At 47.3% G+C, this 23819-nt stretch carries 19 protein-coding genes; 5 read left to right on the top strand and 14 right to left on the bottom strand.

Annotation, left to right across the window (positions count from 1 at the left end; all coding sequences use genetic code 11):
• Nucleotides 1-11: 11 nt before the first annotated feature.
• The 4 genes from cysQ to OH459_RS14015 form a co-directional block, all read right to left on the bottom strand.
• Nucleotides 12-839 (bottom strand): 3'(2'),5'-bisphosphate nucleotidase CysQ, encoded by an 828-nt coding sequence (gene cysQ / locus OH459_RS14030; protein ID WP_269987271.1) that lies wholly within the window; start codon nucleotides 837-839, stop codon nucleotides 12-14.
• A 47-nt stretch (nucleotides 840-886) separates the two neighbouring features.
• A complete protein-coding gene (gene nudE, locus OH459_RS14025; RefSeq protein ID WP_009698975.1) occupies nucleotides 887-1453 on the bottom strand; it encodes an ADP compounds hydrolase NudE in 567 nt (188 codons plus the stop codon).
• Nucleotides 1454-1628: 175 nt separating this feature from the next.
• Entirely contained in the window at nucleotides 1629-2213 is a 585-nt protein-coding gene (gene nfuA / locus OH459_RS14020; protein WP_005448480.1) for a Fe-S biogenesis protein NfuA, read from the bottom strand.
• A 97-nt stretch (nucleotides 2214-2310) separates the two neighbouring features.
• Nucleotides 2311-3036, bottom strand: coding sequence for a ComF family protein (locus OH459_RS14015; RefSeq protein ID WP_269987357.1), 726 nt, complete (start codon nucleotides 3034-3036; stop codon nucleotides 2311-2313).
• A gap of 84 nt (nucleotides 3037-3120) precedes the next feature.
• Between OH459_RS14015 and bioH the strand changes: the two genes are divergently transcribed.
• Nucleotides 3121-3885: a pimeloyl-ACP methyl ester esterase BioH gene (gene bioH, locus OH459_RS14010; protein WP_009700713.1), complete on the top strand. Its 765-nt coding sequence runs from the start codon at nucleotides 3121-3123 to the stop codon at nucleotides 3883-3885.
• 129 nt (nucleotides 3886-4014) lie between these two features.
• Nucleotides 4015-4479 (top strand): hypothetical protein, encoded by a 465-nt coding sequence (locus OH459_RS14005; RefSeq protein ID WP_009698973.1) that lies wholly within the window; start codon nucleotides 4015-4017, stop codon nucleotides 4477-4479.
• A 104-nt stretch (nucleotides 4480-4583) separates the two neighbouring features.
• Here OH459_RS14005 and OH459_RS14000 read toward each other — a convergent pair whose 3' ends face one another.
• On the bottom strand, nucleotides 4584-6905 hold the full coding sequence (locus OH459_RS14000; protein WP_269987267.1) for a Tex family protein: 2322 nt from the start codon (nucleotides 6903-6905) through the stop codon (nucleotides 4584-4586).
• Between the two features lie 209 nt (nucleotides 6906-7114).
• On the opposite strand from OH459_RS14000, the gene OH459_RS13995 reads away from it, so the two are divergent.
• Complete coding sequence (locus tag OH459_RS13995) at nucleotides 7115-8998, top strand: putative ATP-dependent zinc protease (RefSeq protein WP_269987265.1); 1884 nt, start codon at nucleotides 7115-7117, stop codon at nucleotides 8996-8998.
• Between the two features lie 72 nt (nucleotides 8999-9070).
• On the opposite strand, the gene greB is transcribed toward OH459_RS13995, so the two are convergent.
• Nucleotides 9071-9556, bottom strand: coding sequence for a transcription elongation factor GreB (gene greB, locus OH459_RS13990; protein WP_009698970.1), 486 nt, complete (start codon nucleotides 9554-9556; stop codon nucleotides 9071-9073).
• A 479-nt stretch (nucleotides 9557-10035) separates the two neighbouring features.
• Between greB and ompR the strand changes: the two genes are divergently transcribed.
• Nucleotides 10036-10755: an osmolarity response regulator transcription factor OmpR gene (gene ompR, locus OH459_RS13985; RefSeq protein WP_005430151.1), complete on the top strand. Its 720-nt coding sequence runs from the start codon at nucleotides 10036-10038 to the stop codon at nucleotides 10753-10755.
• A gap of 125 nt (nucleotides 10756-10880) precedes the next feature.
• Nucleotides 10881-12173, top strand: coding sequence for a two-component system sensor histidine kinase EnvZ (envZ, locus tag OH459_RS13980; RefSeq protein ID WP_005448471.1), 1293 nt, complete (start codon nucleotides 10881-10883; stop codon nucleotides 12171-12173).
• A 78-nt stretch (nucleotides 12174-12251) separates the two neighbouring features.
• Here the strand turns inward: envZ and OH459_RS13975 are convergent, their stop codons facing one another.
• From OH459_RS13975 to OH459_RS13940, 8 genes are all read right to left on the bottom strand, one after another.
• Nucleotides 12252-13643, bottom strand: a complete 1392-nt coding sequence (locus tag OH459_RS13975) for a uracil-xanthine permease family protein (protein ID WP_269987261.1) — start codon at nucleotides 13641-13643, stop codon at nucleotides 12252-12254.
• 252 nt (nucleotides 13644-13895) lie between these two features.
• A complete protein-coding gene (locus OH459_RS13970) occupies nucleotides 13896-15857 on the bottom strand; it encodes a S9 family peptidase (protein WP_017189968.1) in 1962 nt (653 codons plus the stop codon).
• A 205-nt stretch (nucleotides 15858-16062) separates the two neighbouring features.
• The gene (recG, locus tag OH459_RS13965) at nucleotides 16063-18144 is read right to left on the bottom strand and encodes an ATP-dependent DNA helicase RecG (protein ID WP_017189969.1); all 2082 of its coding nucleotides are present in this window, start codon (nucleotides 18142-18144) and stop codon (nucleotides 16063-16065) included.
• Between the two features lie 131 nt (nucleotides 18145-18275).
• Nucleotides 18276-18959 carry a tRNA (guanosine(18)-2'-O)-methyltransferase TrmH gene (trmH, locus tag OH459_RS13960; RefSeq protein ID WP_017189970.1) on the bottom strand — a complete coding sequence of 228 codons (684 nt, stop codon included), beginning with the start codon at nucleotides 18957-18959 and terminating at the stop codon, nucleotides 18276-18278.
• A gap of 53 nt (nucleotides 18960-19012) precedes the next feature.
• Nucleotides 19013-21133 (bottom strand): bifunctional GTP diphosphokinase/guanosine-3',5'-bis pyrophosphate 3'-pyrophosphohydrolase, encoded by a 2121-nt coding sequence (gene spoT, locus OH459_RS13955; RefSeq protein ID WP_005434453.1) that lies wholly within the window; start codon nucleotides 21131-21133, stop codon nucleotides 19013-19015.
• A gap of 39 nt (nucleotides 21134-21172) precedes the next feature.
• Nucleotides 21173-21445, bottom strand: a complete 273-nt coding sequence (gene rpoZ / locus OH459_RS13950) for a DNA-directed RNA polymerase subunit omega (RefSeq protein ID WP_005379346.1) — start codon at nucleotides 21443-21445, stop codon at nucleotides 21173-21175.
• A 163-nt stretch (nucleotides 21446-21608) separates the two neighbouring features.
• The gene (gene gmk, locus OH459_RS13945; protein ID WP_005430186.1) at nucleotides 21609-22232 is read right to left on the bottom strand and encodes a guanylate kinase; all 624 of its coding nucleotides are present in this window, start codon (nucleotides 22230-22232) and stop codon (nucleotides 21609-21611) included.
• Nucleotides 22233-22596: 364 nt separating this feature from the next.
• The gene (locus OH459_RS13940; protein WP_005448461.1) at nucleotides 22597-23811 is read right to left on the bottom strand and encodes a hypothetical protein; all 1215 of its coding nucleotides are present in this window, start codon (nucleotides 23809-23811) and stop codon (nucleotides 22597-22599) included.
• Nucleotides 23812-23819: the final 8 nt, after the last annotated feature.

Below are 23819 nucleotides of genomic sequence, written 5' to 3'. Positions count from 1 at the left end.
TTGAGTGGCGATCAATCTTTGTGTTGTAGAATCTCATTCCAAGGCAAATCAGCATCGCCAAGTACGATAAAGTTTGGGTTCTCCAACGTCTCGCGCTCATTGTAAGATAGCGGTTCAAGTTGCGTACTGAGAATTCGTCCGCCCGCTTCTTCTACAATGCATTGTGTAGCAGCGGTATCCCACTCGCCAGTTGGACCTAGACGTAAATAACAGTCCACTGCACCTTCAGCAACAAGGCACGCTTTGAGTGCGGCAGAGCCAAGTGGAATCAAATCGTAATTCCAAGCGTTACTCATGCGGCTCGTGATGCGGTTAATGTCTTGACGACGGCTGATCGCGATAGCAATGTTTTGTCCAGGTTGCTCATGTTTATGAGTGTGAATTTTTACACTTTCAGACATGTCTGGAATCTTCCACGCGCCCTTACCGTTGTATGCATAATACGTAACACCAGAAACCGGACCGTAGACTACGCCCATGGTGGGTTTGTTGTTGTCGATAAGCGCAATAATGGTTGCAAAGTCGCCGCTGCGTGCGATGAACTCTTGTGTGCCATCAAGTGGGTCGACTAACCAGTAGCGTTCCCATTGTGCACGCTGCTCTAAGCTGATATCTGCAGCTTCTTCAGAAAGCACCGGGATATCTGGCGTCAACTCACTTAAACGCTCGGTGATCAGCTTGTGCGCCGCGATATCTGCGCTGGTGACTGGGGTCTCGTCACTTTTAGTGTATGCTTCGTACTGCTTTTTCTCGTAAATATCGAGAATCAATTGTCCTGCGCTGCGAGCAATTTCGATGACTTGCGGAAGCAGGTGAGATAAATCTTTTGTCATTGGCATAAGTAATGGTCCTTTCTCACTATTATGGTCCAGCTCTTCGGCTGTGATTAATTTTGTTTGTGAGTGGTGTTTTGTAAGTGTTTCAGTGCCAACATCAACGCTGTGATGCTTCGTGCTTCACAAAAATCTAAGTGCGTTAATAGTTCTTCCGCTTGCGCTAATGGCCAGCGAACGATTTCTAATGGTTCTGGCTCATCACCTTCTTGTTTCTCTGGGTATAGGTTTTGTCCCAAGAACAGCGTCATTTTGCTCGAGAAGTAAGAAGGCGCAAGGATCACTTGTTTTAAGGGTGTTAGCTCATGAGAACCAAAACCAATTTCTTCTTTTAACTCTCGATCTGCTGCTTCTATCGGTGTTTCTCCAGGGTCGATAAGACCTTTCGGAAAGCCGAGTTCGTAGCGTTCTGTGCCCGCCGCGTATTCACGTACTAGCAGTAAGTCACCTTGCTCAGTGATAGGCACTACCATCACGGCATCGCGACCACTTGGTTTCATGCGCTCGTAAGTACGCAGTTCACCATTAGAGAAGCGAAGGTCGAGGGCTTCCACTGCAAACAGCTTAGATTGTGCGACCGTCTGACAAGAGAGTATCTCTGGTGGGGTCCTTTTCGACATAGCGCTGGCTCCTTAGTGTCGTTTACTCAGCGAGAGAAATGAGATTTCTTAATATATGAGAAGAAAGCTCGAGTTTCTAGCGTGATGATTCAGCTTAACTCAATTGAAAACAAAAATGGGAGGCAAACGCCTCCCATTTCTCGTCGATATGCATCGCTAACAAGCCATGAACGACTTAGTAGTAAGAGTGATCACCACGATCGTGCTCTGTTGCATCGCGAACTGCCGTCAGTTCACCAACGAATTGGTTTAGAAGTTCTTTTTCAATGCCTTCTTTTAGCGTTACATCGACCATTGAACAACCGTTACAACCGCCGCCGAATGCTACGATTGCGATGCCATCGTCTGTGATTTCAACTAGATTTACGTGACCACCGTGACCTGCAAGTTGTGGGTTCACTTGAGTTTGGATTACGTACTCAACACGTTCTACAAGTGGAGCGTCGTCTGCCACTTTACGCATTTTTGCGTTTGGCGCTTTTAGTGTTAGCTGAGAACCCATTTTGTCTGTCACAAAGTCGATTTCAGCGTCTTCTAGAAACGGTAGGCTTAGCTCGTCAACGTAAGCTGAAAAACCGCTGTAAGGGATTTCAGTGTCAGTACCTTCAATGGCTTCTGGTGGGCAGTAAGACACGCCACACTCTGCGTTTTGTGTTCCTGGGTTCACGACGAAAATACGAATGTTTGTGCCTTCAGGCTGTTGACCTAAAAGGTTGGCGAAATGCGTTTGCGCAGTTTCTGTAATAGTAATATTTGACACGACGAATACCTGAGTAATTTTGTAGGCTATTGCTGCTATTCTACTCCTGTTGACGCCTCGGTCTAGTCTTTTTGATGCTAAGACATGGCGAAGCGATCTAGATTGAGCCGGGGGCAGGAGTTCTGCAGATGCAGTAAATATCGATGCTTTCTACGCCAACTTCAAGTAGTAAATGACATAATTGTCGGACCGTACTACCTGTTGTAACCACATCATCCACAATCGCGACGTGGGAAAAGTCCACCTCACCTTGTAGGGCAAATGCCCCTTGCAGATTTTGCTCGCGACTGGCTTTTTTGTTTCCTCGCTGCGACTGAGCGCTTTTGACACGTTTAAATATCTTGCTTTCATATCGCACATCTAAATGGCGGGCGAGGTGTTTGGTTAAGATATGGCTCTGATTGAATCCTCGTTTTATGTAGCGCTGCCAGTGAATGGGCACGCTGGTGATGACGGGGGCAGGCTGCTCAATTCGTTCTGCTAATAGTTGAGTAAGCGTACTCACCTGCCATGCCTCGCCGTGATCTTTAAAGCGCTGTACTTGTTGAGAGAGCGGAAAGTCATAGTCACCTAAGGTATACAAACGCCGCCATGGTGGTGGCTCTTTCAAGCATTCTCCGCACTCTGCGGAGGATTGTGATTCCTCTTCTGTCATTTTTAAACCACAACGTGAGCAGCGTTTGATTGGTGTGAGGTGGTCAAAACAGCTGTCACACCAACGCATTAGGTTGGGCGTTTGGCGGTGAGGTATGGGAAATCGGCATAATCCGCATTGGCTACTGAGTACGCGATGCATGATGTTTTGCCATTGATGAGATAACATACAATCCATCCAAGGTGAGCGAGCCATCAGACTAAAGCTTGGATTGCGTTGTAAGGAATAAGATAAGTGGGAGAGAACGAGAGCATGAGCACGAATTTGCACTGGCAGTCATTTGGTCAAGGACCAGATTTGGTGTTGCTTCATGGTTGGGGTATGAATGGTGCGGTATGGCAGCAGACCGTCGAGTCTCTTCAACCTTATTTCCGAGTGCATGTGGTCGATCTTCCGGGATACGGACACAGCGCAGAATCTCACGCTGAAGATTTAGCAAAAATCGCTGACCTTGTTTTGCAAGACGCACCAAAGAAAGCAGTTTGGCTTGGCTGGTCATTAGGTGGCTTGGTGGCAACCCACATTGCACTTAATGCTCCGCAGCGTGTGAGCAAATTAATCACGGTAGCAAGTTCACCAAAATTTGCTGCTGAGCGTCCTTGGCGTGGTATTCAACCTAACGTGTTAACCGCATTCACCGATCAATTGCTGGAAGACTTCTCTGTCACTATTGAACGTTTTATGGCGCTGCAAGCGATGGGCAGCCCGTCTGCGCGCAAAGACGTTAAACAACTCAAACAAGCGGTGCTATCGCGTCCGCAGCCGAACCCTGATTCGTTGTTGGTTGGTTTGAACATTCTTGCCGATGTGGATCTGCGCGATGCGCTGACTTCCCTTTCTATGCCGATGCTGCGCCTTTATGGTCGACTTGATGGCTTAGTGCCAATCAAAGTGGCAAGTGACTTAAGCGAGCAGTTGCCAAGCACTCAGCAGTTTGTTTTCAATCAATCCTCTCATGCGCCGTTCATGACCGAACATGAAGCGTTTTGTCTCCAAGTGAGAGAATTTGCCGCTTAACGGTTAGGCCTGCACATCTAAAAACTCCTAAAGCTGCTTAAAAATTGGTCGATATAAGTTTTAGCGAACTCTTCTTGTGGGAGGAGTTTGCTGTATTGACGAGTTGGGCGACTCTGAGGAGGGTTCGCAATGATTGTGTCACCGGCTAACGTTAGCGTGCCACTGATCGCCCCATCCGTTAATGTGCAGACGGAACAAGCTGCTCGTGACAATAAAGTCCGAGAACCTGTGACGCCAACAGTCGCACTGGCGAAAACCAATGCGGAGCGCAAAGTAAAAAGTGATGAGAAACGGCGACGCCAATCCTCGTGGGACCCATCGGAGCATCCTGACTACGAAGTGGAACCCGAGGTGGATACCCGTTATCACGAAGAACCGAAAGACACGCTAGAACGTCTTTTCGGTTTGCTAGCGCTCAAGAGTTACAGTGAAGATCAGGGTAAGGGCTACGCGATACGCTTTCGATTACCTAAGCGCATTTTGGATGCTGCGGTCAAAGAGGGATTGATGGAAAAGCGCAGGAAGGTGATTAAGTTTCATTATGGTCACTCGGTCGCGCCCCATACACCGTCAGAAGTGATAGCAGTATTATGACGACTCAATATCCTACTCAAATAAAAACGCTCCAAGCAGAATAACTGATTGGAGCGTTTTCTTTTTAGCTATGAAAACGAGTTAGCGGTGAAGCCTAGGCGAGATTACTTTTTCGCTTTAGCAAACGCTGCTGCAAAAGCACCGCCCATTGCGCTGTTAGATGACGAGTCATCACGGCGAGGCTGACGACGCTGCTGTTGGTCATTACGACGCGGCGCTGCTGATGAGCGTTGGCTGCGGTTGTCTTGACCCGGCTCGTCGTTCATACGCATCGATAAACCAATACGCTTGCGCTGCACGTCCACTTCCATCACTTTTACTTTAACGATGTCGCCCGCCTTCACCACTTCGCGTGGATCAGACACAAAGCGGTCTGTCAGTGCAGAGATATGTACGAGACCGTCTTGGTGAACGCCGATATCAACAAAGGCACCGAAGTTGGCTACGTTAGACACCACGCCTTCTAGAATCATGCCTGGTTCCAAGTCAGATACCGAGTTTACGCCTTCTGCAAACGTCGCCGTTTTGAATTCTGGACGCGGGTCACGACCCGGCTTATCTAGCTCTTTGATGATGTCTGTAATGGTTGGCACACCGAAGTTATCGTCGGTGTAATCGACCGCATGCAGACCTTTTAGGAAGCTTGAATCACCAATCAGTGCTTTGATGTCTTTGTTGTTCTTCTCAGAAATCGCTTTTACCACTGGGTACGCTTCTGGGTGAACCGCAGACGCATCAAGAGGGTTCTTACCATCCATAATACGTAGGAAACCTGCACACTGCTCGAACGCCTTAGGACCCAAGCGAGGGACTTTCTTCAAGGTCGTACGTGCTTCGAAACGACCGTTTTCATCACGGAAGTCGACAATGTTCTGCGCGATGGTGCTCGACAAGCCCGCTACGCGCGTCAGTAGCGCTGCAGAAGCGGTATTCACGTCTACGCCGACCGCGTTTACACAGTCTTCCACAATCGCATCTAGGCGTTTTGCCAGCATAGATTGGCTAACATCATGCTGGTACTGACCCACGCCAATTGATTTAGGATCGATTTTCACTAGCTCAGCCAGTGGGTCTTGCAGGCGACGGGCAATCGACACCGCACCACGCAGAGACACGTCCATATTTGGGAATTCTTTTGCTGCAAGCTCAGACGCTGAGTAAACCGATGCTCCCGCTTCACTCACGATGATTTTCTGAACTTTCAAGTTGCCACGTTTGATGACGTCCGCGACAAAGCTGTCGGTTTCACGTGAAGCCGTGCCGTTGCCGATCGCAATTAAATCCACATTGTACTTGCGTACCAACTGATCAACGATTTGCGCTGATTTGTCGTATTGCTTTTGTGGTGGGTGAGGGTAGATGGTTTCGGTTGCAAGCACCTTACCAGTCGGATCGACAATAGCGATCTTCGAGCCTGTACGCAGACCCGGATCGAGACCAAGTGTTGCGCGAGGACCTGCCGGTGCTGCCATCAACAAGTCTTTTAGGTTAGTGGCAAATACTTCAATCGCTTCGATTTCTGCGCGCTCTTTCATTGCGCCCATTAGCTCGGTTTCCATGTGCATCGATACTTTGATGCGCCATGCCCAGCTGATCACTTGCTTACGCCACGTATCCGCAGGTGCGCTGCTAAGTGTCACGCCGTAGTGGTCAGCGATAATCGTTTCGCAGTAAGACTGACGCGCGCCTTCTTCCTGTTCTGGATCGGCATTCATTGCCAATGTCAGGAAGCCTTCGTTACGACCACGTAGCATTGCCAGTGCGCGGTGCGATGGTACTTTGCTTAATGGTTCGTTGTGGTTGAAGTAATCTTTAAACTTCTCACCTTCTTGCTCTTTGCCTTCAACGACGCGAGCACCCATTTCCGCATTGCGGTTTAGGTGACCACGGATTTTCTCCAGTAGGTTTGCGTCTTCCGCGATGCGTTCCATGATGATTGCGCGAGCGCCATCCAGTGCGGCTTTGGTGTCTGCCACGCCTTTGTCTGCATCAAGGTATTTGCTTGCTTCGCTTTCTGGCTCAGTTTGCGGATGATTCCAAAGCTGGTCTGCAAGTGGCTCAAGACCCGCTTCAATCGCGATCTGACCTTTGGTGCGACGCTTTGGTTTGTAAGGTAAGTACAAGTCTTCAAGACGAGTCTTGCTGTCTGCCTGAGTGAGCTCTTGTTCTAGCTCTGGTGTAAGTTTGCCTTGTTCTTGGATCGACTTCAGGATGGTTTGACGACGGTCGTCAAGCTCACGAAGGTAAGACAGACGGCTGTCTAGAGTACGCAGTTGGGTATCATCAAGTCCGCCTGTTACCTCTTTACGGTAACGTGCAATAAATGGGACCGTGTTACCGTCATCGATAAGGGTTACAGCAGCGTTGACTTGCTCAGGGCGAACATTCAGCTCTTGAGCAATCATGCGACAGATAGCTTGGCTCATCCGTGTATTCTCTTTAATTCTGTTTAGGTATTGGTTGTGTATAGAACATTGGGGTCATTCATGGAATTTGCAATGTTTTAAACTAGTCACGCGAAAATTTACCGAGCGCTGGTGGACATCAGTCAGATTTGTGTCAAAACTGTAAGTAAATTGAGAACTTATACATTTGGTTATCGACTAACCCTGTACCTTAGCTCATACGGAAAATAATGATGAAGAAAATGTCTTTGGCTTTGGCGCTCTCTGGTGCCTTATTGGCGACGCCGCTCGCTTGGTCGCAAACACTTTCCGCGACCACTCAAAATCCGATTTACCAACTTGATGATAAAGTCGTATTGGGGCGAGTAGAGAGTGTTTACTACAGAGAAATTCCTGAGCTAAGCGATGTGCCTTTTATCGGTAAGATTGATACCGGTGCAGATACCACCTCAATGCACGCAGAAAACATCCACGTTAGCAGTAGTAATCCTGAATACAAGAGCCTTAAAGATGACAAGCTGATGTGGGCCATCATTGATGATCTTGGCGGCACCAAAGCCAAATGGGATGCCGATAGCTTCGAGCCGTATCAAGTCACCGTGAGCTTCACTATTCATCATCCGTACACAGGTAAAGAAATTAAGATCACTGATGATCTTGAACGCATCAGTGCGATCCGTAGTCGTACCAGTGAAAAACCAATTTTACGTCCGACAGTGAAAATGCCGATGACCATTGCAGGGCACACTGTGGACACCGTGGTCAACCTGACCAAGCGCACTCAATTCTCAGCACCTATCTTGATTGGTAAGACTTACCTCGATAACAACGCGTGGGTGTTTGCTGGTTACGATTACCTACAAGAGCAACAAAAGGCGCAGATGATCGGCAAGAAAGAAACGGTGGAAGTGGAAGGGGTGCCATACAAGGTAAGCATTTCGACCACCAGTCGTTACACCAACGTACATGCGCTGAACATCAAAGTCGATAAGAAGAAAAAACAAGTTTCTTTCACCCTTGAAGGCGAAAACGGTAAGCGTCACCCAATGACATTGCCACTCGTGCGTATGTTGAAAACCAGCAAGAGTGAGCGCCCTTTGGTTTACCTTCCGGTGCAAGTGAGCGAAACCGAGACGCAACAATGGCTGGTATACCTGCGTGATCGCAGCGGCTTCAGCTCACAAATCCGTCTGGGCAAAGACGTGGCAAGCCAGCACTTCGTGATCGATACCGACAAAGAGAACTTGCTCGGTGGTGTTGAAAAGTCATTTAAGAATGCTCTGAAATCTAAGCCATTAGTTATCTCACCAGAAGAGTCAGTCAACATTGATGGTCATGTACTGCCTGCGTATCCAACTTTCGCGGTGAAAACGCCGCTGTTGCGTGTCGATGGCTTTGAATTGACGGAAAAAGACAAGAAAGAAGTGGTGACCTTCTACCTGCCAAGCGCGAACGGCAAGGAAGAGAAAATCACTAAACGCGTATTGAAGAAGCTCAAAGTGGGGGATTCGGTTCGCCCAGTCGTCGAAGGTGACTTCCTGTTTGGTGATGAAGAGAAGAGTATCGAATTTGCCATCGATGTACTGGAGAAAGACGATCAAGCACAGCCGTTCTTTGTCTTTGGGCATAACATGGCGAAAGGCGGCGTATTGCTAAATACACGTGCAGACCACTTACTAGATGCGCGCCCGTTGTTTAGAGCGGGTCACATTGAGGTGGCGGAAGTGGAAGGCATGTCTTTCCCTGTGAAATTGGATACGGGCGCGGATGTGAGCTCAATTAATGCTCATAACATCAAGCAGTTCGAGAAAGATGGTAAAGACATGGTGAGCTTCACCTACGAGAACGACAGCGGCATGAAGAAAGAATTTACCAAGCCCGTTGTCGACGTGATGCGCATCAAAGCCAAGAAAGGTGAGAAAGCCAACGTACGCCCTGTGGTGGAAATGCACGTTAAGCTGGGCGAACTAGAGAAGAAGATTCGCGTTAACTTGCAAGATCGTAGCCGCTTCCATTACAGCATGATTCTAGGTAAGAACTTCTTGAAGCACGGTGCGATCGTTGCCAGCGATACCAACTACATTGTGACCGAGAAGCCAGACTACGAAGAGTAATCCTCAAGATTGGTACCTTAAAACGCAAAAGCCGCACTAAAAAGTGCGGCTTTCTTTTATCCGGTTGCAGAATCAATGTTGTTCGGCTTGGTAGCGAATGCTGTTGATAAACCATTCTTTGTAGCCTTCCGGCGTTCTTACTGCGAATTCGTCATCGACTTCTTTTTTTAGTAGTGCACGAGCCATTGGGGAATCAATCGAGATATAGCCTTTCGCATCACCATAGATTTCATCAGGACCAACGATGCGGAAATTCTTCACATCGCCCGCTTCATTCTCAATTTCCACCCAAGCACCAAAGAACACTTTGCCTTCTTGCTGAGGTGAGTAATCCACCACTTTGACTTGCTCTAGGCGCTTACGTAAGTATCTGACACGACGGTCAATTTCACGCAGGCGTTTTTTGTTGTACTGATAATCTGCGTTTTCGCTTCGGTCGCCCAAACTTGCTGCCCAAGTAACTTTTTTGGTGACTTCTGGGCGTTCTTCTCGCCATAAAAAGTCGAGTTCGGTTTTTAGGCGATTGTAGCCTTCACGGGTAATTAAATTGGTTTTCATTAGAAGTAAATCAGCCGTTATTGGATTCTGTTGATCATATACCCAAGTAACCTCAAGATGCTAGGTTCAGCGAGAATGACTTGGTTTGTAGACGCGGCGGCGATTTAAAGGTCTAGTGGGCCTAAATCAAGAATCGGCAACAAAGTATACAAGCCAAGACAACTCGCCCTTCGGGAGCGTGTCATTGACCCGACTTCTGCGTCAAACAACTTGGGAAGAGCTGGCTATTACACTGCGTTGTTTTCCTTGACCTCGAATCAATGACAGCGCTCTGAATCCTGTAGCTTGAAGTCACTTGGGTATAGCAGCCTTGATTTTGTCTGACTGTAAATTGTTGTGGTGAGAAGAAAAATAATGCGAAACGTCGAAATAAATCATCAAAACCGTGGCTAAGATAAAAAGAGTAACAATTTGCACAAGCACGTTTGAAAAAACAGTGATACATTTTTGACTATAGATGCCTCTGAAAGGATGTTTCAATGCAGGAAAATCATAAAATATTAGTGGTTGATGACGATGCTCGTTTGCGTGCTCTTTTGGAGCGTTACCTTTCTGAGCAAGGTTTTCAGGTGAGAAGTGTCGCTAACGGCGAGCAGATGGATCGTCTTCTGACCCGTGAAAACTTCCACCTTATGGTGCTGGATTTAATGTTGCCGGGCGAAGATGGCTTATCGATTTGTCGTCGTCTACGTCACGCCAACAACATGCTACCTATCCTTATGCTGACAGCGAAAGGCGATGAAGTTGATCGTATCGTTGGTCTTGAAGTAGGTGCAGACGATTACTTACCAAAGCCGTTCAACCCGCGTGAACTGCTAGCTCGTATTAAAGCTGTACTTCGCCGCCAAACGGTTGAACTGCCAGGTGCGCCAAGCACGGAAGAGAAAGTGGTTGAGTTCGGTGACTTCCGTCTGAACCTCGGTACGCGTGAAATGTTCCGTGGTGATGAAGCGATGCCACTGACGTCGGGTGAATTCGCGGTGCTGAAAGCGCTTGTGACCAACGCTCGTGAGCCGATGTCGCGCGATAAGCTGATGAATATGGCTCGTGGTCGTGAATACTCAGCGATGGAGCGTTCTATCGACGTTCAAATCTCGCGTCTACGCCGTATGCTAGAGGATGATCCAAGCAAGCCGCGCTACATCCAAACGGTATGGGGCTTAGGTTACGTGTTCGTCCCAGACGGCAAAGAAGCGTAATTACCTCTAAGGTCTGCCGATAATACTCGGCTGCTCATATTCCACCCTCAAACCCCCTTCCTGTTTGAGGGCTGGAAACTCGCAATTAATGTTGTTCACTAGGAACAGTCCATTAGGAACTCTCCATGCGAATCCGAAGTTCATTTACACAATCCATTCTGCTGTTCATCTCTTTGCTTCTCGCTAGCCAAGTCTTCTCTTACTACGCCGTTTTTAACTACGCGTTGATGCCAAGTTTGCAGCAGTTCAACAAAATTCTCGCTCACGAATTGAATCTAGTGCTCGATGAAGATGGTTTACTCAAGTCCGATGCGCCACTCCGTCATCAACTGCTGGAAAATTTGGGCGTGACGGTACATAGCGTCGATAGCGAGATGATGAATGAGTTCAATCATGCGATGTCGATTGATTTGATGTCGGAAGAAATGACGCAAGAGCTCGGTTCTCCAACGGAAGTGCGTTTGCTGCTTGGCAGTGAAAGCTACATTCTGTGGATGCGTATCGATCAGTTGCCGAACTCCATCATCCGTATTCCGCTCTCTGAACTGCAAGAAGAAGATTTTGCTCCGCTGTTCCGTAACAGCTTGATCATGGCACTTCTGATCATTGCTGGTGGCTGGTTGTTTATCCGTTTGCAAAACCGACCTTTGATTGCGCTAGAAAAAGCCGCGAAAGGAGTAGGTCGAGGTGAAATTCCGCCGCCATTGCCAGAGAAAGGTGCTTCAGAAATCCGCTCTGTAACTCGCGCATTCAACCAGATGTCGAAAGGCATTCAAGAACTGGAAGAAGATCGTGCGCTACTGATGGCAGGCATCAGCCACGATTTACGCACGCCACTGACGCGTATTCGCCTTGCGACAGAAATGATGTCACCTGAAGACAGTTACCTAGCCGAAGGCATCATCAGTGATACCGAAGAGTGTAACGAGATCATCAGTCAGTTTATGGACTACCTCAAGCCAGTAAATAAAGAGTCGTTTGAGCAGGTGGACATCAATACCATTACCAGCGATGTAGCAACGTCGGAAGGGGGTTATGAAGTCGAAATCGAAACTGACCTCAACCCTACGATGCCAACCGCGAAAGGCAGTCCAATCGCGATTAAACGCGCGGTGAGTAACCTTGTGGTTAATGCTCTGCGTTATGGTAATGGCTGGGTGAAAATCAGTACGGGCGTCACCGCCGACAAACAGTTGGTGTGGGTTTGCGTTGAAGACAATGGTCCAGGCATTGAGCAATCACAAATCGCACGCTTGTTTGAACCTTTTACTCGTGGTGATACTGCTCGTGGCAGTGAAGGGACAGGCTTGGGCTTAGCCATTGTTAAGCGCATCGTCAGTCAACACTCTGGCTCGGTTGTGGTACGTAACCGCAGTGAAGGTGGGTTAAGTGCGCAAATCAGTTTCCCAACCAAGTAAGCTTTCTTCGCTCAACTGATTCCAATAAAAAAGCCCAACCTATGACTAGGTTGGGCTCCCCGATCATCCTAGGCAAGGTTAGGATTCTTTTACCTCTTGAGCTACCAGCTCATCTTCCTCTTCCAATTTTTCTGGAAGCAGTAGGTTCAATACGATAGCGGTGATGCCGCCTGCTGCTACACCTGTTGAGAAAATGCTCTTAATAAACTCAGGCATGAATTGCAGAATTTCAGGTTTTTGTGCAATGCCCAAACCCATTGAGAATGACAGTGCCATGATTAGGATTGCGCGGCGATCAAGGTCGACACGAGAGATGATGCGTACGCCCGCTGCAGCAATGGTACCGAACATCACGATAGTCGCGCCGCCCAGAACTGGCTCAGGAATCAGCTGAACAAAGCTTGCCACGCCCGGGAACAGCCCCAAAATTACTAGCATGCCTGAGATGAAGTAACCCACATAACGACTTGCTACACCAGTGAGCATGATGATGCCGTTGTTTTGGCTGAAGGTAGAGTTCGGGAAGCTGTTGAATACCGCAGCAATGGCTGAGTTTAGACCATCTGCCAATACGCCACCTTTGATGCGCTTCATGTAAACCGGACCTTTTACAGGCTCGCCGGAAACTTCAGACGTTGCGGTAATGTCACCAATTGCTTCTAGTGCCGTAATGAAGAAAATCAGAACCAGTGGAATAAACAACGACCAGTCGAAGCTTAAGCCGTATTGCATTGGGATCGGCAGTGCGATGAGGTCAGTTTCGCCCAGTGTTGAAGTGTCGACCATGCCCATGAAGTACGCCATGACGTAGCCAACCAGCATTGCAATTACAATTGATGCAACACGTAGGTATGGGTTCTTTGAGCGGTTAAGGATTACGATCAAGCCAAGTACTGTGCCAGCGAGAGCTAACTTGTCTAGGCTACCGAAAGAGCCATCGCCCATTGCAGAATAGCCTCCGCCCATTGATACCAAACCCACTTGGATAAGCGTCAGACCGATAAGCGTCACGACGATGCCAGATACCAATGGCGTGATGATGCGGCGTGCGTGTTCTAAAACGCGAGATAGCAGGATTTCTGCAAAAGACGCGACCAAGATAGTACCGAAAATCGCTGCCATCATGGTGCTAATGTCCGCGCCGCCGGCTTTGAGAGAAAGACCCGCACCAATGATTGGACCAAGGAAGTTGAAGCTGGTGCCTTGCACTGAAAGTAAGCCAGAGCCGATAGGACCAAAGGTACGAATTTGAATAAAGGAAGACACGCCAGATGCAAACAGCGACATGCTGATGATGGTGTTGGTTTGGTCAGCAGGCACACCCAAAGACTGACAAATGATCAGAGAAGGAGTGATAACGGCTACGAACATCGCCAATAAGTGCTGAAGTGCAGCAAAAATGGTCTGAGGTAATGGTGGACGATCGTTTAACTGATAGACCAGTTCCGAAGTTCGGTTTGAAGTTGTCATGTTTGTCTCGCTAGTCGCAATAATTCTTGCCCCAGAGCTCGCTGAATGGGAGTGCTGGGTGGAGTTGACGTTATGACCTGTGATTGCTGTTAATCAGTGTCAACTCAGGTTGGTTTGATGTGATAAGGTGCACACCATAAATTTTGAGCGCGATTATAGAGGGATTTACTCAAAAAGCAAACGTTTGCTTTGGGTTGAAAAGAAAAGGCGATAACGGAATGGTTATCGCCTTTAAGGTTTTACGTTGGGAGGTTAGTTTTTTAAGTGTTTATCGAAGAACTCACCAATTTGAGTAAGGTACTTGGCTTGGTGCTCATCATTATAAAATCCGTGCCCTTCATCGCCGATCACCATTGTTTTGTGCGGATAATTGATCGCTTTGAGCGCTTCCACTAAGGCGTCAAATTGTTCAATTGGTGCTCGTTCATCTTTGGCTCCGTGGACCAACATAATGTCTGCTTTTAGTTTGTCGACATGATGAACGGGTGACATGGATTGAAGTTCTTTCTTATCACGACCGATCACTTCTTCTAGATAGTTAACGCCTGACTTGCGGTCTTTTACGTCGCCTTCAGTGTAAAGCATTTCAAGGTCATAGACGCCAAAGCTGCCTACTGCACACTGGAATAGTTCCGGTTCGACGATGGCACTTTGAAGCGCGCTGTAGCCGCCAAAACTACCGCCAGAAATACAGATACGATCGGCATCGGCAATACCTTGCTTGATGATATGGCGAGTGGCATCAATGATGTCGTATTGAATATTGGTACCCCATTTACGGTATCCAAGTTCTTCAAAATTATCTCCAAAGCCACCACTACCACGGAAGTTGATTTGCAGAACAGCATAGCCCTTTTGAGCTAAGAACTGGTTCTCTGGATTGAATTCCCACCAGTCACGCGGTCCGTGAGGTCCACCGTGCGGGTTCACAATCAAAGGTAGGTCCTTTTCCGCTTTACCCGGTGGAAGTGTTAGCAAAGCATTGATTTCCTGCCCGTCTCTTGCCGTGAAAGCAAATGGACGAACTTCTGCCATTTTTTTCGGGTCGTGCCATTTCTGTGCAGAGAAGAGGTATCGACCTTCGACAGGATCGGTGTTGAATAGGTAATAATCGCCGGGATTACGGTCATTAAATGCCAGAGCAATGAATTTATCGCCATTTTCTGTTTGGCTAAGAATACGGACTTGATGACCTTCAAATGTCGCCAGTAGTTGCTTCAACTGCTTGCTCAGCGGGTGCTTGTCGTCCACGAAGGCATAGGTTGGATAGTCTTTTTCATATTCAATGGCGTACAGTTGCTTGGATTGCTGATCAAGCCAAAAGTTATGTGGTGAAACCTTTTCGCCGGCAACCACTTCTTTGTATTTTCCTGTTTTTAAATCAACATGGTAAATCGCTTGGGGTGAGCCGTCTTTACTTGCTGCGGCATAAATCGAATGGTTGTTTTCGGCGAAGGAAATGGGGGTAAGTTCTTCTAAATTGAGTTTGTCTAATGTCGCGATGGATTGCCACTTGTTGCCATTGCGATAGAAAGACTTGAGTTTGAGATCATCACCAGAGCCCGTTACAAAGCCGACTTGGTTATCATGGTTAACTAGGAAATAGCTGTTTCTGATAGGGGCTGACATCTGCTTGGTCGCACGCCCATTGTAGACATTGACTTTGTAGACGTCTTTTTCCTCTTCCATGTCAAATGAGCGGTTGTATGGAATCGCTGCAATCAGCATGTGCTTTTCGTCATTTGGCATTGGGTCTAACATGATGCCGAAGGCGCGAGTAGCTTTGCCTCGTTTAGAAACGCTGCTGCCACTTTGTGGTGGTTGAGGACCGAACAGGTAGGCGGTTTTAGAACCGTCGACATTTGCGGCAACAAATTCACCTGTGGGTGAGGGTTGAGTAAACCAGCCTGTGAAGGTTTCTTTTGAAGCGACAACGCGCTCATTGTTGACCCAGTAATAATCGGCGACTTGCTCGTTGTCTGGGAATCGAAGCATGTTGGTTGGCTTCATTGTTTGTGCGTCGAGAATGACCAGCGCATCTTTACCATCCACTTTGGATTCGACCCCAAGGTATTTACCATCAGGGGAGAGTTTTGGGTTAAAAAAGCTCGATCCTTTAGCGAACAATTTCGCCATATCTGAGGTGTCAGCAAATGCTGAACCACTACTTAGAATACAGGCTGAAGCCAACAGCCTAAGGCAGGTACTCTTCATTTCTACTCCTTGAAACGTATTTATTATCAGAGTGGAGGTTAGCAGTAGTGCTTAACTAACCTAGCCGATAGCACAACGCATCTGTGTGTTGTGTTAATAAAACGTTATTGATTTTACATATTTAAAGTCAATAGAATAGAAATTTAGATGTGATTTAGTTATCGAATTGGTGAAAGAAACGTCTTACTACTAAGGCGCAGCCCGTTTACGCCTTAGAATAAATGTCACGCTCGCCTAACCAACGATCAATAATTGCGGTCGCATTCGTCGGGTAGTTGTCATGAATGTAACGTGCAATGCGTTGAACTTCCGGAATTAAGCGCTGATCTCGCACTAAGTCGGCAATTTTAAAATCTGCCAAGCCAGTTTGTTTGGTGCCAAGAAGCTCACCCGGACCACGAATCTCTAAGTCTTTCTGTGCAATCACAAAGCCGTCGTTGCTTTCTCGCAATACGCCTAAACGTTTTTGGGCGGTTTTTGATAGTGGCGAGTGATACAGCAACACACAATGGCTCGCCACTGAACCTCGACCAACACGACCTCTAAGCTGGTGCAACTGAGCCAAACCTAAACGCTCTGGGTTCTCGATGATCATCAGGCTGGAGTTGGGGACGTCTACGCCAACTTCAATCACTGTTGTTGCGACTAGCAAATGCAGCTTGTTGTCTTTGAAATCCTGCATCACCGCTTGCTTCTCTGCGGGCTTCATTCGTCCGTGCACTAGACCAATTTTTACGTCAGGCAGTTTACGTTGCAGCTCTTCTGCAGTATCGGCGGCGGCTTGAGCCTCCAAGACTTCAGACTCATCAATTAAGGTACACACCCAATACGCTTGTTTGCCTTCGTTTAAGCAGGCATTGCGTACTCGTTCGACGATATCATCACGCTTAGTGTCTGGAATCGCGACCGTCTGGATTGGTGTTCGACCTGGCGGTAATTCATCAATCACCGACGTTTCTAAGTCAGCATAAGCTGTCATGGCTAATGTTCGCGGAATTGGCGTTGCTGTCATGATGAGCTGGTGTGGATAAGCGCCTTGTTTTGCGCCTTTCTCGCGTAGCTCTAAGCGCTGGTGGACACCAAAGCGGTGCTGTTCATCAATAATGACCAAAGCAAGATGATGGAACTCAACATGTTCTTGGAAGAGGGCGTGAGTGCCCACGACCATTTGCGCTTCACCACTGGCAATACGCGCCAATTCGGCTTCTTTGGCTTTACCTTTTAATTTGCCCGCCAGCCAACCGACTTGAATGCCCATTTTCTCAAACCAATTAGCGAAGTTAATCGCGTGCTGCTCGGCGAGCAGTTCGGTCGGTGCCATTAAAGCGACTTGATAGCCGTGTTCAATGGCTCTGACTGCTGCTAGTGCTGCAACTAAAGTTTTTCCCGAGCCTACGTCACCTTGAACAAGGCGCATCATTGGGTGCGTTTTTTCTAAGTCAGCTTCAATTTCTTTAACGACTCGTGCTTGAGCATTGGTCGGCGAGAAGGGCAATTGAGCCAGTAGTTGCTTTTTCAGCGAGTCACACGACGCCAAAGGCAATGCAACGTCCTGTTGTCCTTTGCTGCGCACTGCCAACATAGAGAGGTTCTGCGCCAGTAATTCTTCCATGATCAAACGAATTTGAGCTGGGTGTTTACCTTCATCAAACTCATCCAAATTAATGGTTGGAGGCGGTCGATGAATCGTATGCAGCGCTTGCGACATAGTGATCTGGTGATTGTACAAACCAGAAGGCAGCAACTCTTGCACTGCGGCTTTATCGAGGAGTGATAAGGCTTGTTCCGTCAGGTTACGCAAAGTGATTTGACGTAACCCATCGGTGGTTGGATAAACGGGGGTTAAGCTTTGTTCCACATCGGGCTTTTGTTCACTTACATAAAACTTGTAATCAGGGTGAACAATCTCTAAGCCCATACCACCACGCTTTATTTCACCGTAAGCGTGTACTAACTTACCATTCGAGAAATTGTTCTTCATCGCGGCAGTAAAGTTAAAAAAGCGTAGAGTAATGGTGCCATTGCCGTCGCTGATTTTTACTGTCAGCATTTTGCGTTTGCCGAAAGTAGTATCGACAGCCATGACTTTGCCCTGTACTGCCGCCCAGAGCCCGGCATGCAGCTTGGCTATTGGGTAAATGCGAGTGCGATCTTCGTAACGAAGAGGAAGGTGGAACAGTAGATCTTGAACGCTATGCAAGCCAACTTTGGCGAGTTTTTCTGCGACTTTGGCGCCAACTCCAGACAGAGAGGTTAAAGGAATAGCAGATAACATTTGGGCAGACATAGCGGGCTCAAGAAAATAGTTAACATAGCAGTATGTTAACCACGAAGCTGTGTTTTTGTACAGGGAAAAATACAGCTTCGTGAGGAGTTGAATTTCGCTCCTTCGTCGCTATTCAGGATAACAAAAGTTGATTATTTACTTTGCATCTCTTTCCACCACGATTCGTCAGCCACAATTTGGCCTTCGTCATCAAGTTGTGGATATTCTAGCCCTTTGCGTTTCGCTACTTTTGCTAAGACCGGATGTCCTCGCTCAAACAGAATGCGGTTGATGGTCTCTTTTGGCAGTGCGCTTTCATCACGTTCGTACATACCAGCGCCTTCACGCTGACGCTGCGCTTCATAAAGAATCACAGCACTGGCGACTGAGACATTTAAAGACTGCACCATACCGATCATTGGAATAATGATGTCTTGGTCTGCGAGTTTCTTCGCTTGCTCTGAAGCGCCAATTTTTTCGCTACCCAGAATGATTGCCGTTGGCTTGGTGTAGTCGATCTCACGAAAATCGACCGCGGTGTCCGAAAGGTTGGTGACCAGAACTTGCATGCCTTGTGCTTTGAGTTCGGTAATCGCAGTTTCAATCGAATCGTGAGTATCCACTTCAACCCAGTTGCGTGCCCCTGCTGAGGTGTGGGTCAGTGTGCGCATTTTGTCGGGCCAAATCGCATGAACTTTGTGTAAGCCTGTTGCGTCAGCGGTACGGATCACTGCAGAAACGTTGTTCGGCTTATGAACTTCTTCAAGGCACAGGGTGAGGTCGGTTTGGCGTGCTTTTAACACCTGATGGATGCGGTTGTAACGTTCTAAATTCATAATAAATAGAGATATAAAAAAATCGCCACCCAGAGTGTGGGTGGCGATAGAGTTTAGTTCTTTCTTCGTCTGACTCGAGTCGCCTGTGGCATGGTCTTAATCTTACGCATGATGCCAGCAAGGTGAACACGATCTTTGGTGGTTAGCAGAACGGTAACGGTGTACAAGCGACCGTCGCGTTCTTCGGTTGAAAGACCGTGAATGTTCGAACCGGTTTTCGAAATCACATTGGTCAATTCCGCTAACGCACCTTGGTTATTGAGCATATCGACTTTCAGTTCCGCGATGAACTCTTTGTCGTACTCTTCAGACCAAGCGACTGCCATGTATTTGTCCGGCTCTTTCTGGTATCCGCGAACGTTTGGACAGGTTTCACGGTGAACCACAAGACCACGACCTGGCGATACGTGAGCGATAATGTGGTCATCCGGGATAGGGTGACAACAATTTGCGAAAGTCAGTAGCAGACCTTCTGCACCACGGATTGGCAGTTTCTTGTTAGATTCGTTTGGAATCGAGCTTGTGGTGGTCAATTCATCAGTGTCACCCAATAAGCGACGTGCGATGACGATACTCATCAACTCACCCAAACCAATTGCTGCTAGCAGATCATCGACGCTTTCTAGGCGCAGATCAGTCAGCACTTCTTGGATGTTTTCTGGGTAGATTGAATCAATCGAATGACGACCTAAAGCGTGATTCAGTAGACGACGACCTAAGGTAATCGATTCTTCACGACGCATGGTCTTCAATACTTGACGAATCTTAGTGCGAGCGCGAGAAGTCACGACATAGTTTAACCAAGCCGCGTTTGGACGCGCACCTGGTGCACTGATGATTTCTACTGTCTGACCGTTCTTCAGTGCCTTACTTAGTGGGTAAGGGTTACGGTCAACACGAGCACCAACACAAGAGTTACCGACATCAGTATGTACGGCATAGGCAAAGTCGACAGCCGTTGCGCCTAATGGCAATTCAACGATACGACCTTTTGGTGTGAAGACGTAAATCTCATCTGGGAAAAGATCCGATTTTACGTTTTCAATGAATTCGAATGAGTTACCAGCGCTTTGTTGTAGCTCAAGCAGGCTTTGCATCCAACGCTGAGCTTTCACTTGCGCTGTTGTGCCAGACTTGTCGCCCTTGTCTTTGTATGACCAGTGCGCAGCGACACCTTTGTCCGCCATTTGATCCATATCTTCGGTACGGATCTGAACTTCAACTGGCACGCCATGTGGACCAACCATAGAAGTATGTAGCGATTGGTAGCCGTTCGCTTTTGGTACCGCAATGTAATCTTTCATACGACCAGGACGTGGCTTATACAAGCTGTGTACTTGGCCTAGAACGCGATAACAAGTATCGGCAGTATCAACAACCACTCGGAAAGCGTAGATATCCATGATGGTGTGGAAACGCTGTTCTTTGGTTTTCATCTTGTTATAGATGGAGAACAGGTTCTTTTCACGACCTAACACGCGCGCATTCAAGCCAACATCTTCGAGTCGACCTTCAATTTCGCTATGAATACGTTGGATCATCTCTTTACGATTACCACGTGCCGCTCTTACCACTTCTTTTAGAACGCGGTAGCGGTTCGGGTAAAGCGCTTCGAAGCCAAGCTCCTCAAGTTCCGTTTTGATATTGTGAATACCAAGACGGTGAGCCAGCGGCGCGTAGATTTCCAGTGTTTCGCGAGCAATACGGCGTTTTTTGTCGGGGCGCAGGGCACCTAACGTGCGCATGTTGTGCGTACGGTCAGCCAGTTTGATCAGGATAACGCGGATGTCTTGCACCATCGCCAGAACCATCTTACGGAAGTTCTCGGCTTGAGCCTCTTTCCTATCGCGGAATTTGAGTTTGTCCAGTTTAGATACACCATCAACCAGCTCAGCGACGGTATTGCCGAATTTCTCTTCGAGATCTTCTTTTGTAACGTCACAGTCTTCGATGACGTCATGCAGCAAAGCAGCTTGGAGGGTTTCGATATCGAGGCGCATTTCGGCCAAGATTCGAGCCACAGCGACTGGGTGGATGATGTATGGTTCACCGCTTGAGCGGGTTTGCCCTTCATGGGCATCTCTTGCTACCACATAAGATTGACGCAGAGCCTCAATTTGAGGCTCTGTTAGGTATTCTTGGGCAACGTCTTTGAGGCTATCGAATAGATACAAATTATAGGCCCGGGAGGTTGTTGAATTCTAAAGTCAGAATTAACGGTTGTGAGCGATGCTGCTTACTGCCGCTAGCTCTGCCGCTTCTTGCTCTTGCTGTTCTTGACGTTCACGAGCGTCTAGAACTTCTTTAGTAATTAAACCTTCTTCGATTTCGCGTAGAGCGATAACCGTTGGCTTATCGTTCTCTTCTGGCACTAGTGCATCTTTACCGCCAGTTTGCATTTGACGAGCGCGGCGAGCCGCAATCAGTACTAGGTCGAAACGGTTGCCAACTTTTTCAACAGCGTCTTGAACAGTTACGCGTGCCATGAGGACTCCAAATAGTTAACTAAATTTTGAATGACGAGAAAGTATACAGTCTCAGCGTAATATTTACTAGCGATAAGACGTGCAACAACAATGACTTTCTATATAAGCAATATAAGCTTCCTTACCGTAATAAAGAAGCGAAAATTTGTGTTTCAGTGCAGAATTACTCTGCTAGAAGCGCATCAAGCATACCTTTATATTTAGCAGCTTGCTTTTCTTCCTTCAATCTTTCCGCACGTAGGATGGCTTTAAAGTCCATTAATGCAGTATCGAAATCATCGTTTACGATTACGTAATCGTACTCGTTGTAGTGTGAGATTTCAGATTTTGCTTCTGCCATGCGTTTTGCGATCACTTCTTCGCTGTCTTGACCACGAGTGTTTAGACGGCGTTCTAGCTCACCATTTGATGGTGGCAGGATAAAGATGCTTTTCGCTTCTGACATTTGCTCACGGATTTGACGTGCACCTTGCCAGTCGATGTCTAGGAAAACGTCGATGCCTTTGTTTAGCGTTTCTTCAATCCATACGCGTGACGTGCCGTAATAGTTACCAAACACTTCTGCGTATTCTAGGAAGTCGCCTTGTGCAATTAGAGCTTCAAACTCTTCTTTTGCAACGAAATGGTAGTGGATACCGTTTTCTTCGCCAGGGCGCATGCCACGAGTAGTATGAGACACAGACACTTTCATTGCATATGTTGGGTTACGTTCCAACATTGCTGAGATCAAGCTAGATTTACCTGCGCCGCTAGGTGCAGATACGATATAGAGAGTACCTTTGCCCATTGTACTGTTCCACTTTTGGTTGGATTGAGTGAATGCCGAAAGAAGTCTCGACCTTGTTGTCATGCCAACGACGTTTATTCACGAGATTGGTATAACGATAGCACTGGCGTTGATGATTTCTTCATCAAACTGCTTGAGATTGGTGATAAACCCGCCAGAAAAATGGAGGCGAAGAGTATCATAATCTCCCAGATGTTGCTAGCCGATCTTTTGGATCTTTGAGGTGTGGTATGAATTCACCCTCTATATATAGAAGCGAAAAAAGGGGAAGCTTTCACTTCCCCAGGCGTGCGACTGACTCACACTTAATTTTCGGAGCAACCACAACCACTTTGGTTACTACTTTGCAGATGATGAGCGCCTATTAGCCTTGCGACTCTAGGTAGTTGATCCATGGACTCACTACTTGTCTCATCGAATCCGATTGTGCTGCTTTCTTCATTGATTTAAGCGCCTGAGTTGGCTGATTCAATTCAAAGAAAGCCATGCCGCGGATGTATTGCAATTCTGCGGCTTGCGAGCGCGATGCGTCAGAGGCAGGCGTCGCAGCAAACTTAGAAGCAGCTTGGTATTGCTTCGCTTGAATCATCAAACGGGCAATTTTTAGCTGGCTCTTTGTCTTAGGAGCCAGTTGATAAGCGGTTTGATAGGTATCAATCGCATTATCAAGCTCTTTCGACTGCTGCCAAAATGACGCTAAACGCTCTAAGTTTTCTTGGTTTGTTTCGATATTACCGTTTGCCATTTCATCTTTTAGAATCTTCGCAGCGCGGTAAGGTATCTCTTGATAAGCAAGGAAGTTGACTAGACGTAAGTACTCTTTCTCTTCTTCAAACAAGCCCAGTTTGTACGCCATTTCTAAAGCAGAAAGTGCATTCTTGTCTTGGTTCAGCTCCATGTAAGTACCAGAAAGTTGCATCCAGTAGCGCTTTTTCTGTGGGTACTTAGTGGTTAGGATCTTAAGAACACTAGCAACGCTCTTCATTTGACCTAGCTCGTAATGAGAAGCCATCAGAAGCATGTACCACGATTCACTTGGATTCTTCGTCATTGCAATCGCTTTTTTAGTTGGTGCGATTGCTTTACGGTAGTCTTCCATTTGAACGTAAGCACTTGCTAGCGTGATGTAAGCGTGTGCTTGTGGTTTTTCTTTCGTTGTTTCAGCTACGGCAAACCACTTTTCCATGGTTTTAACCGATTTCTTAAACTGTTCTTCAGCAAGATATAACTGAGCAAGGCTGTAACGAACTTGCTGTGCAACGGGTACTGGAAGAGCATCCAGAGAAAGCGCTTCTGCAAAGTACTTAGATGCCTTTACATAGTCGTCTCTCATTGAGTACAAGAAGCCCATCTGTTGCAGCAGTACTGCACGGTCATACTTCTTTGAAGTTTTACCGAGTGCCTTGTTCAACCTTTCGATTGCATCAGAGTATTTCTCAGTCGCAATCAGTTCTTGAACTTTGTTAACGACTTTAAATGTTTTATCAGAAAGCTGTGGCGAATCTTTGGCAACAACAGGTGTGCTAAGCACACCCATTGTTAACGCAACAGAAGCCAGCAATGTCTTGAGTAATTTCATATTGTGAC

Source organism: Vibrio sp. MM46, assembly GCF_027587135.1.
Taxonomy (GTDB): Bacteria; Pseudomonadota; Gammaproteobacteria; order Enterobacterales; family Vibrionaceae; genus Vibrio; species Vibrio harveyi.
Note: the sequence above shows the minus strand (reverse complement) of the source record. Positions and strands in the feature narration are given on the sequence as shown.